The sequence below is a fragment of the Zunongwangia profunda SM-A87 genome (assembly GCF_000023465.1).
GTDB classification, from domain to species: domain Bacteria; phylum Bacteroidota; class Bacteroidia; order Flavobacteriales; family Flavobacteriaceae; genus Zunongwangia; species Zunongwangia profunda.
On sequence record NC_014041.1, the window covers coordinates 4,660,812 to 4,673,123 of the forward strand.

Consider the following 12,312-nt stretch of genomic DNA (forward strand, 5'->3'; position numbering starts at 1 on the left):
TTTGTTTTTTAGATTGAAATGTTAACACCAACGTTCACGAACTTGTTTTGCGGGTATTGCAATCCGTTTTCGTCAGATATTTCGGGATCAATTCCATATTCTTCAAGATTATCTATAGAGAACAGGTTATAAGCATTCACGTAAAATCTTGCTCTTTTTAAATTGATCTTGTCCAGAATGCTTTCTGGTAAGGCATAACCTAACTCCAGTGTACGAGCTCTTAAATAAGTAACATTATGTAGCCAGAAAGTAGAATTTCTATTATTACTATGCCCTCCATCGTTATAACGAATTGCCGGATATTTACCTGGGATCCATTCACTATTAATATCTAATGGATCTGCACGATGCCATCTATCTAGAAAAATAGTATTTAAAGCACCTTCATTTTGATAAGGCCATCTTTGTTCCCAGTTTTGATTCCATGAGTAACCTGAAGCTCCTGAAAAATCTGCAGAAAAATCAAATCCTTTGTAAGCAAGGTTTAAACTAAACCCAAAATTTACCATGGGATTATAGCTGTTATAACCAATTGGTTTTTCATCGTACCAACCAATTCTACCATCTCCATTGATATCCTCGTAAATAATATCTCCAGGTAATAAGGTACTATTCCCCTGTCCATCGATATCTACCGGATAATTATCAATTTCTTCCTGAGACTGGAACTGCCCGATGGCTTGCAAGCCCCAGAAAATATTGTTAAACCGATGTTCTCCTGAAGCTCTATATCTTTGGTACGAATTATCGAATCTTGGCTTGTAAGATTCCAGAAATTTACTCCTGGATAAAGAGGCATTACCAGAAACGGTTAAACTTACTTCTCCAAATTTCTTAGAATACGACAATGCCCCTTCGATACCATATTGTGCATCGCTATTTACGTTCTCATCTGGTAGGCCATAGCCAAGTTCGTTAGGAATAAGAATATCGTATTTTCTACCTCTTAAACCGGTTCTTTTACGGTAGAAGTAATCAAAAGATCCAGACAATTTATTGTTGAAAAGATAAAAGTCAGCTCCAATATCTGTAATTCTACTTTTAAACCAGGTTAGGTTGGTAATAGGCTGTCCTTTATCACGACTAGCGATAACCGCTTCCCCGTCTAAAATGGCCACGCCCTGATTATAATTATACCCAGTGAGATAGTCAAAAGCTCCAATATCAATATTATCATCCCCAAGCTCCCCATAGGAGGCCCTAAACTTTAGGTTATCCAGGACGCTGTTATTACCCATCAGATTTTGGAAGAACGTTTCTTCTGTAATTCGCCAACCTCCTGAAATTGAAGGAAAATAGCCTACCCGCTTATTGGGCGCAAATTTCCAGGAAGCATCTCTACGACCCGAAATATCAAGATAATATTTGTCTTTATAGTTGTAGCTCACTTTGACGATATAACCAATCCTGGCTTCTTCATTTTCTGAATCATCATATTGATCCATATCAGAAAAATAAATCAAAGGAAGAGTATTCGTACTTGGTACTGAGTGTACATACTGTCTTAAAAATCGGTTTTCTAATCGCTCTGCTATAAAAACGGCATCTACGGCATGATCTCCAAAATCCTTTTTATACTGTAATTGTCCCTGATAGGTTTTTCTAAAAACTTTCTCTGCCGTACGTTCTCTAAACGGGTTGGTACTGCCTCCGGTAACCTCGTAAGTATCATCATCTGGATTATAAGTATAGGCTTCGTAGGTATATTCGTGACCATTTTGAAAACGATCTGCGATATAATACGAATACATGCCTTTAAGCTTTAATCCATCTATAAATGGCATATCGTACTCCCCAGTAAAATTAGTTTGTAAAACCCTCCAGGTATCACGATAATATCCACCGGTCTTAAAATTATGAAGCCCCCAGTTGGTTTCGTTATGCCCAATATCATTTAGATATTCTGGATTATCATTGGCATAAGGACGTTCAAAAGGACGGTTCCTTAAAATGGCAAATCTTGGTAACCAGTAATCATCATATCCCGGGATTCCTGGATTTTCTTTCTTCTCTATCCTACCATTGATCTGAACACCTACTTTTAGACGGTCTGTAATATTTGCATCAACATTACTTTGAATATTATCTCGCATAAAGGTAAATTCGTCACCTAAAACAGACTCCTGATCCAAATGCGTTAAAGAGAGGTAATAATTAATATTTTCTGATCCTCCGCTTGCGCTAACATTAATGTTTTGCATAGGCGCATTCTTCTTAATAATAAAATCCTTCCAGTTAAAAGACTGATAGCCTCGTTCTTCACCAATTCTGTATCGTTCTAATTCTTCAGCAGTAATATCTGTAGATCCAAACTGATTAATTTCAGCTGCGGCTCTACCTAACATCCACTGGTAGGAATCATTTACACTTTCGGGAAACCGAGACCAGTTTTGCCAGCCTACGTACGCATTTATATTTACGGCACTCCGCGTTCCTCTTTTTACTTTTTGGTGGTAACCACCACCACTCCGTTTGCCGCCCTAACCCCATAAATAGCGGCCGAGGCATCTTTTAGCACCGTAATACTCGCGATATCATTAGGTGAAAGATTATTAAATTGACCGGCATCCTGTTGCACTCCGTCTATTACATATAATGGATCTCCCATATTACGAATTTGGATGGATGCACTTGCACCGGGACGTCCATCATTCATTCTAAAGCTTACTCCGGGAATTTTACCGGCAAGACCAGAAGAAACGGTCGCTCCTCCATGAACTTTTTCTATATCCTCACTGGTAATGTTTGAAATTGCACCGGTAATCGATTTTTTATCCTGAGAAGTATATCCGGTTATAAGTACTTCGTCCAGCCCCGCAACATCTTCTTCTAACTGGATATTTATTTCGGTACGTCCATCCACCTTAAGCGTTTTTGTCTTATATCCCAGATAACTAAATATAAGGGTGGCATCTGGAGCAACCTCTATACTGTAGTTTCCATCAAAATCGGTTGTGGTTCCTTTATTAGTCCCCTGAACAAGAACATTAATAAAAGGTAATGCTTCCTGCAATTCTCCGGCTGAGGTTATATTTCCTGTAACGGTAATTGTCTCTTGCGCAAAACCTTTTTGAACTACGCCAAACCACAACAGAAAAAATAGCAAAACAGGCTTTTTAAGTGTTTGTAAATTTTTTTTCATCGAATTTTCATTTTAAAAATGATTAAATAGTAGGTAAATAGATCTCTACAAATAGAAATCATGCGAAAACGATTTAGTTTTTTAATTCATTAATAATTATATATTCATATTTAGTATTTAATAAATAATAGAAGTGATTATTGAGATATTCAAAGTAGATTCTTTTTAAATAATTTTTATATGATATTTTGTTTCATTCTTTCATCCAAATTGTTCAAATTTTAAGATTTCCTTATAATTTCACCGAATTTGACACGATATGAAGTGATTTGAAACGAATAGTTGAATGATAATTCTTAATTTTCTCTAAAATTGAATGGGTTTGATGAAGAAAGTTTTATATGGAATAATTTGCAGCCTGTTTTTGACCAATTTGGCCACCACGCAGGAACTTTATTTTAAACACTACCAGGTTGAAAATGGATTAAGCCATAATTCTGTGATCACTATGTTACAGGATAAAAGAGGATTCTTATGGTTTGGTACAAAAGACGGCCTAAATCGCTTTGATGGTTATAACTTTAAATTGTTTCATCATAATAGCAAAGACGATAGAAGTATTGGCAGTAATTATATTCGTTGTCTTTATGAAGGAAAAAATTATTTATGGGTAGGTACCGACAATGGTCTTTTTAGATACGATAACCAAAAAGAAAGTTTTTGTGCCTTGTCCCCTGCTATTACCAAACCCATATTGGACATTGAGGCTGATAAAAACAACAATTTATGGTTTATCGCAGGAGGTACTTTATACTTTAAGCAGCAAGTGACCTTATCCAGCCTTAATCTTAAATCTTATGATGATTTCTATGCCATTTTGCTATCAAAAGATAGCAACCAAAATATTTGGGCGGCTTCAGGCGAAAATGTCTATCAATACTCCGAAGAAAGCAAAAATTTTAAACCAATAACTTTAGGTTTTGGCTCTATAGCGGACGATCTTCCTGTAATCATCACGGCTTTAAAAGGGATAAGTAAATCACATATGATTATTGGCACGCGTCACCATGGGGCATTCGTGTACGACATCAAAATGGGGACTACAAAAAAATTAATCAATAATTATAATGAACAGCTATACGTAAGGGATATCGTAGAAAAAGAAAACGGAACTATCTGGCTGGCCACAGAAAGCGGACTTCTGATCTATGACACCAAATCCAAAACATATTCAAATTTTAAAAAAAGCTATAACGACCCGTATTCATTAACCGATAATGCGCTTTATACGATGACAATAGATAAAGAGGGCGGTACATGGATAGGTAGTTATTTTGGCGGCGTAAATTATCTACCAAAAGAGTTTACACCCTTTAAGAAATATTTCCCTAAAGAGGGCGAAAATAGTATCAGCGGAAATGCCGTAAGAGAAATACACCAGGACAAGAATGGTGATTATTGGATAGGAACAGAAGATGCCGGCTTGAACAAACTAGATGCTAACACCGGTAAATTTCAAACTTTCACTCCTAAAAACTCGAACATTGCCCATTACAATATTCATGGAATTTTACCTTTAGATAATGAACTTTGGGTTGGCACTTTTGAACATGGCCTGGATGTATTCGACATCAATAGTAATCAAATAATTAGGCACTATGAGCAGGAAGAAGGCAACCCTTATAGTATTGGAAATAATTTTATCCTGGATATTTATAAAGGAAGAGACGACAGCGTTTATGTCATGGCTTCCCTGGGCATTTATACCTACAATCGCAAAAAAGATCATTTTAATCCCCTAAAAGGTTTTCCTCAGGATTTTCATTATGCCGCATTTTTAGAAAGTAAAGACGGAACTTTATGGGCCGCAACATATTGGGATGGTCTCTATTATTATAATCCCAAAACACAAAAAAAAGGCTATTTTAGATACGATGGGCAAGATTCTACCAGCATTAGCAGTAATGTGATTAATGGCATTTTTCAGGATTCCAAAGAAAATATTTGGATCACTACAGAAAATGGACTAAACCTCTATCAGCCCACTTCTAATGATTTTAAAAATTATAATACCAGGGATGGTCTTCCCAGCAATGTTAGCTATTCTATTTTAGAAGATGATGATGCCAGTTTATGGATTAGCACTTCAAACGGACTGGTGCATTTTAATCCTTCAAAAGAAAGTTTTAAAACTTACACTAAAGCAAATGGCCTATTAAGTGACCAGTTCAATTATAGTTCAGCTTATAAAAATAACGAAGGCCGAATGTTCTTTGGGAGCGTAAAAGGTTTAGTTAGTTTTCATCCAGATGAATTTATAAAAAACAATTACGATCCGCCGGTTTATATTACCAATCTTAGTATTAATAATGAATCCATAAAAGTAGGAGCTCAAAATTCTCCGCTGGAAAAATCGATTACTGAAACCTCAAAAATCATCTTAACTGCAGATCAATCTACTTTTAGCCTGGATTTTGCGTCACTTAGTTTTACAGCACCAGAAATGACCGAATATGCCTACCGCCTTATAGGGCTTAATGACAAATGGATACCACTAAAAACAAAGCATAGCGTAAATTTCACAGAGTTACCGTCAGGCAATTATATATTTCAGGTAAAAAGTACCAATAGTACAGGGGTAGAAAATAAAGAAACTGCCGCTTTAGAAATTGAAGTTCTTCCTCCCTTTTACTTTAGCAAACTGGCTATTTTCTTATACACTCTAGTATTCATACTACTTTTTGCTCTTTCCCTTAGATATTATCATTATAGGGTACAACGTAAAAATAACCGAAAGATTAAAGCATTTCAGGATGAAAAAGAAAAAGAAATTTATCAGTCTAAAATTGAGTTTTTCACGAACGTAGCCCACGAAATTCGTACCCCGCTAACACTTATCAAAACACCTTTAGAAAAGCTCATTGGCCAAACCAAAGACCAGCCGATAATGCAAAAAAGCCTTTCTATTATGGAAAAAAATACCGAAAGACTTATTAATCTGGTAAATGAATTGTTAGACTTTAGGAAAACAGAAATTGAAAATATAAAACTCACTTTTGTTGAAATTAACATTTCAGAGACGCTTAGGAACACTTATACCAGGTTTAGCGAGCTTATTCAGGAAAAAGCGGTAGATTTTAGGATGAAACTTCCGCAGGAAGAGGTGATGGCTTTTGTTGATGAAGAAGCTATAAAAAAAATTATGAGCAACCTCTTTAATAATGCGATTAAATATGCTAAAAATGAAGTGATCCTGAAGCTGGAAGTCACTGACTCCGAATTTATCTTAAAAGTACAAAACGATGGAAGTTTGATTCCGCAACACCTCAAAAAACGCATATTTGAACCCTTCTTTAGGACGGATGAAGTTTCCAATCAAACCGGTACAGGTATTGGCTTAAGCCTGGCTTACAGTTTAACCGAATTACACAGCGGGCAGCTCATCCTTGCCAATGAAGATACCCATTTAAACACCTTTATCTTAAAATTACCCCTTCGGCAAGAGCAGGAATTTAACTCGTATAAAAAGGAGCCAAAAGTTATCGAACGTCAGCAAGAAGAAATTCCACAGGAAGAAATTATAAACGACACGGCTGAAAACTCAGGAATATTAATCGTGGAAGATAATAGAGAGTTGCTAAAATTTATTGCTGATGATTTTAAAGAAGAATACGCCGTTTTTAAATCTACAAATGCAGAAACAGCTATCGAAATTCTCAAAAAAGAAAATATCTATTTAATCATCAGTGATGTGATGATGAATGGAATGGACGGATTTGAGTTTTGTGAATACGTAAAAACCAATTTAGAAACAAGCCACATACCTGTGATCCTGCTTACTGCCAAAAATGCCATGCAATCAAAAATTCAGGGCTTAGAAGCCGGTGCCGACGCTTATATCGAAAAACCGTTTTCTTTAGAATATCTAAAGGTACAGGTAAGCAATCTTATTGAAAACAGAAGGCATATTATGGAGTTCTATTCCAGCTCCCCGCTTTCGCACATTAAGAGTATTGCTCATACCAAAACCGATGAGAGGTTTATCAATAAACTTGAAAAGTTAATTTACGATAATCTCTCCGATCAAAACCTGAATGTAGACAGCCTTGCCGATATTATGAATATGAGTCGTTCTACCTTATACCGAAAGATCAAAGACCTTTCGAATTTAAGTCCCAATGAACTAATAAACATCGCTCGTTTAAAGAAGGCCGCCGAATTATTACAGTCTGGAGAATATAAGATCTATGAAATTTCTGAAATTGTGGGGTATAAATCACAAACCAGTTTTGGCCGAAATTTCCAAAAACAATTTAAAATGACCCCTAGCGAATATATGAATGGAAAACAGCCTATCGAAGAATAGGCTGTTTTCCACATAACTAAACTACCCCAAGGCAAACCAATGAGGCATTAATTAGAAATTTTTACTTTATCTCCAGGTATTTAATGTTGATTATCAAATAATTGCAACTTCAAAAAGATATTATTGCCAGCCACCGCCAAGACTACGATATAATTCTACATTCGCGATTAGCAATTGATTTTTAATATTGATTAAATTAAGTTCACTTTCCAAAGCGTCACTTTGTGCCGAGATCACTTCCAGATAATTGGCATAACCACCTTTAAAAAGCATTCCGGCATCTTTTAGTCCCTTTTGAGTAACCTCAATACGCTCTTGCGCAATAGCAAATTCTTCCTTTAGCTTCTCCATTTTTGCCAAAGAGTTAGAAACGTCTGCAATCGCTGTAATAAGGTCATCTTTAAAATCTAATTGAGCAATTTCCTTTTGGGATAAGGCGACATTATAATTGGTTTTTAGTTTTCTATTATTAAAAATTGGCTGAAAAATAGCGCCGTTTAACAAAGCAAAACCAGAGCCCACAGGATCAAAAAATTCTTCTAATTTAAACGAATTTAAACCCGCTGAAGCACCAATATTTAATGAAGGATACCGTAACGCATTGGCAACACCGGCATCGGCGTTAGCAGTGATAAGCTCATATTCAGACATGGCCACATCTGGACGGTTTTTAATTAATTCTAAAGGTACTCCTGAAGTATATCTCTCTTGAAATTCTATATCCTCGAAATCGGTATCAATTTGTATTTCTCTAGGGGAGCGTCCTAATAAACGGTTCAGCTTATTTTCCATAATCACATACTGACGCTCTAACTGCGGAATTAAAGTTTTGGCCTTTAACTTTTGTGATTTTGTTTGCTGAATGGCCAGCGAAGTAGACTCTCCTGCATCGTATTGCAACTGTACGATATTTAAAGTACTATCGCTTAGGGCATAGTTTTTCTGGGCAACCTCTATCTGCGATTTAAGCATTACAAGATTAAAATAGGTTGCAGCAACTTCTGAAATTAGCGAAGTTTGCACTGCTTTTTTAAACTCCTTACTCTTCATAAACTGCGCACGGGCCGCTTCTTTTTGCCAACGTAATTTCCCCCATACATCAATTTCCCAGTTGGCCTGCAAAGCAGAGGCATATTCTAAACGCTCGGTATAAAAGCTCTCCGGAGGATTTTCCCCATGGTTTCTTCTGGCACGATTAGAACCATAGTTATTAAAATTTTCAGAGTAATAATCCCTACGGTACTCTGCCGGTCTCGCATTTAAGGAGGGGAAAAAATTTGCCTTAGACTGCGCAAGTTCCTCCATTCCAATTTCCATGTTTTTCATGGCTTTTTGCAAATCGATATTGTTTACTAAAGCCGTATCGATTAGGTTTTGTAATGTCCTATCTGTAATATAATCTTTCCATGGAATTTCAGACATTGGGATGGTATCATTATTCACTTCGTTTGAATTTAGTGAATCTACAGCTAAGGTCTCCTCTTTCTTTCCTCCCGCATAAAATTCTGAGGAAACATCATCACCAAAATCCGGGCGCGTATATTCTTCTCCTACTTTACAACTCACCACAAAGATCATTGCAAAAGCCCCTAGAGCAGCTTTTACAAATCCTGCTGAAAGTTTTGATTTATTGTTTGAATTTATAGTTGAAAGAAAACTCGTTTTCATCTTCGTTTTTTTAATTGATTTTGGTTTACTCGGCATAACGTTCCAGATTCATTTTATCATGAAGTACCTGAAATACATAAGCCAAAACAGGAATTATAAAAATACCCAAAACAATTCCGCTTATCATTCCACCTGCAGTACCAATACTAACCGAGTGATTTCCCTGTGCTGATGAACCTTCGGCAAACATTAACGGTACTAATCCTACGGTAAATGCCAAAGACGTCATAATAATGGGCCTAATCCTTAATGCACTGGCCTCGATCACCGCATCGAAGGCGGTAAAACCTGCCCTTCGCTTTTGAGCTACAAACTCTACAATCAAAATAGAGTTCTTGGCCAGTAAACCAATAAGCATTATAATACCAATTTGGACATAAATATTATTGTCGATCCCTGCGATATTAATAGCTGTAAACACCCCAAAAATACCTACCGGCAATGACAACATTACGGCCAATGGTAATAAGAAGCTTTCGTACTGTGAAGCCAGAATAAAATATACCAGTAAGATGATGATGATAAACACAATAATCGTATCCCCGCCAGAATTCTTTTCTTCTAAACTCATACTCGTCCACTCATAACTTAAAGTAGCCGGAAGTTTCTTGGCGGTAAGATCTTCGATCATATTCATTACATCCCCGGTACTATATCCTTTTGCGGGAGTAACATTTATTTTTGCTGCATTATAAAGATTGTAACGGTTAACAACCTCTGGGCCGTAGGTTTGTTTAAGTTTTACAATCGTATTAACCGGCACCATTTCACCTTCATCATTTTTCACAAAAATACTATTAAATGATTCCGGGGATTCCCTAAACTGAATATCAGATTGCATGTAAACACCGTACTGTCTGCTAAACCGGTTAAAATCTCCCGGCTGAACCCTACCAAAGTAAGACTGGATAGTAAACATCATATCTTTTACGCTTACCCCCATGTTCTTTGCCTTTTCGTAATCTATATCCAAACGATATTGTGGGAAATTAGGATTGAACGACGTAAAGGCATTTTCAACTTCCTTCTGATTATTAAGGGTATTCATAAATTCATTTACAATCTGTCCAAAATCACCTAAATCACCATCAGCCCTATCTTGAAGCATAAACTGCACTCCGTCAAAATTACCAAACCCCTGTACGGTAGGCCTTGGATACATATTAAAATCGGTTTCCGGTATTTCATCTAATTTTGACAATAAATCTTTAATCACTGCCTGAATCTCATGGATTTCGCCACGATCATCTGCGGGGTTTAATTGCACATAAGCTAAACCAGAAGAAGGACTATTAGCATTGTCTACTACATTAAAACCAGATACTGTATTCACTCCTTTTACTGCGGGTTGCTGTTGCAATATCGAATCAGCTTTTCTTAAGGCAACATTTGTTCGATGCAATGAAGATCCCTCTGGCATTTTCATGGATAAAATCAGGAAGTTATCATCCTCTGTAGGAATAAATCCACTGGGCGTAATTTTAGATAAAAATACGGTTAGACCAATAATAACTGCCAAGGCTCCCAGACCAACCCATTTTCTATTTAAAATCCAACGAACGGCATTTAAATATTTTTGTGTAAAACGATCAAAGAAAGTGTCGAATTTCCTAAATCCTTTTCTACGTAACACTTTAGCCTTTCTAAACTGCCTGTAATTCGAAATTGCTCTTGCAATACCTCGTTTATCCTTTTTTCTATCTTTTTTCCCGAAGAAAATTTTACTTAGAACCGGTGTTAAAGTAAGCGCATTGATCGCAGAAATTAATACGGCAAATATAATTGTGTAAGCAAACTCCTGATAAAATACCCCTACAGGACCGCTTAAAAATCCAACCGGCACAAACACCGCTGCAATTACTACCGTAATCGAGATAATAGCTCCGGTAATCTCGTCCATTGCAGAACTTACGGCCTCTTTAACCGGCATTTTATGATGTGTCATTTTTTCGTGTATAGCCTCCATCACCACAATGGCATCATCTACCACAATACCAATAGCCAACACCAGGGAGAACATACTTAAAACATTCATCGAGGCCCCTATGATATTTAAGAAAAAGAAAGTACCTAATAAAGATGCCGGGATAGAAATTGCAGTAATTAAGGTTGCCCTAAAATCCTGAAGGAAAATAAAAACCACCAGGAAAACCAAAATAAAGGCTTCGACAAGGGTGTGTTCCACCTGACTCATCGATTCGTCGATCTGGTTTCTTACACTATAGGTGATTTCGTAATGTACATCATCTGGAAATAAACGTGACTGCTCTTCTAGGATCTCACGAATACGACTATCGATTTCCATTGCGTTGGCTCCATTTTGCTGTACGATATCTATGGTTACCGATGGTTTTCCGTTTAATCTATTCTCACTGGTATAATTAGAAGCACCAAATTCTACTCTTGCAATATCCCTTAAATGTAACGAGGTTTCATCTTTAGTTTTAATTACCAGATTTTCGTAATCTTCGGGCTGGCTAAATCGGCCATCGTGCTTCATGATAATTTCAAAAAGCTCTTCTGAATTTTCTCCGAATTTACCTGGTGCCGCCTCGAAGTTTTGATCTTTAATCTGATTATAAACATCACGTGGCGTTAACTGGTAAGAAGCCATTTTCTGCGGATTCAACCAAATTCTCATAGCGTAATCACGCTGTCTTAAAATAGAAGCTTCAGCAAGCCCGTCTACACGCTTTAATTCCCTACGAATATTAATTCTGGTAAATGCGTTTAAGAAGGTTTCGTCGTAAGTAGGATCATCACTATAAATATTGATCGTCATGATACTCCCTTTCATCCTTTTCGTCACCGATATCCCTGCTTCAGAAACTTCAGTTGGGATCATAGAAGTAATGGTAGAAATTCGGTTTTGAATATCGACAGCAGCCAGATCTGGATCTGTCCCGGGTTTAAAATAAACGGTTACACGCCCTCTACCCGAGTTGGTTGCGGTAGAATTCGCATAAGACATATTTTCTGTCCCGTTAATAGCCTCTTCAATAGGCAATAAAACAGATTTTGCTACAGTTTCAGCGTTACCTCCTGGATAATATACCTGTACACTAACACTGGGCGGAGCAATTTCCGGAAAACGTTCTACCGGTAAAGAGGTGATACTTGCCGCCCCGGCTAAAAGCAATATGATAGTGATAACCAGTGTAAGGACTGGCCTTTTTATTATTTTCTTAAACATGCA

Annotated in this window: 5 protein-coding genes; 1 reads left to right on the forward strand and 4 read right to left on the reverse strand. The window is 36.9% G+C overall.

Translation table 11 applies throughout. The features are described from left to right. Window positions 1-8: 8 nt before the first annotated feature. Entirely contained in the window at window positions 9-2,414 is a 2,406-nt protein-coding gene (locus ZPR_RS20535; protein ID WP_201765825.1) for a SusC/RagA family TonB-linked outer membrane protein, read from the reverse strand. Window positions 2,415-2,440: 26 nt separating this feature from the next. Next, complete coding sequence (locus ZPR_RS23600) at window positions 2,441-3,142, reverse strand: TonB-dependent receptor plug domain-containing protein (RefSeq protein ID WP_013073704.1); 702 nt, start codon at window positions 3,140-3,142, stop codon at window positions 2,441-2,443. 325 nt (window positions 3,143-3,467) lie between these two features. Between ZPR_RS23600 and ZPR_RS20540 the strand changes: the two genes are divergently transcribed. Continuing rightward, complete coding sequence (locus ZPR_RS20540; protein ID WP_041580146.1) at window positions 3,468-7,448, forward strand: hybrid sensor histidine kinase/response regulator transcription factor; 3,981 nt, start codon at window positions 3,468-3,470, stop codon at window positions 7,446-7,448. Between the two features lie 120 nt (window positions 7,449-7,568). On the opposite strand, the gene ZPR_RS20545 is transcribed toward ZPR_RS20540, so the two are convergent. Both ZPR_RS20545 and ZPR_RS20550 read right to left on the reverse strand, forming a co-directional pair. Beyond that, window positions 7,569-9,116: a TolC family protein gene (locus ZPR_RS20545; protein WP_013073706.1), complete on the reverse strand. Its 1,548-nt coding sequence runs from the start codon at window positions 9,114-9,116 to the stop codon at window positions 7,569-7,571. Window positions 9,117-9,141: 25 nt separating this feature from the next. Continuing rightward, window positions 9,142-12,309, reverse strand: a complete 3,168-nt coding sequence (locus tag ZPR_RS20550; protein WP_041579267.1) for an efflux RND transporter permease subunit — start codon at window positions 12,307-12,309, stop codon at window positions 9,142-9,144. Between the last annotated feature and the right edge of the window lie 3 nt (window positions 12,310-12,312).

Bases quoted from the DNA above. Each gene is read 5' to 3' on its own strand.
- ZPR_RS23600 (WP_013073704.1), bottom strand. From the start codon at position 3,142: ATGAAAAAAAATTTACAAACACTTAAAAAGCCTGTTTTGCTATTTTTT.
- ZPR_RS20540 (WP_041580146.1), top strand. From the start codon at position 3,468: ATGAAGAAAGTTTTATATGGAATAATTTGCAGCCTGTTTTTGACCAAT.
- ZPR_RS20545 (WP_013073706.1), bottom strand. From the start codon at position 9,116: ATGAAAACGAGTTTTCTTTCAACTATAAATTCAAACAATAAATCAAAA.
- ZPR_RS20550 (WP_041579267.1), bottom strand. From the start codon at position 12,309: ATGTTTAAGAAAATAATAAAAAGGCCAGTCCTTACACTGGTTATCACT.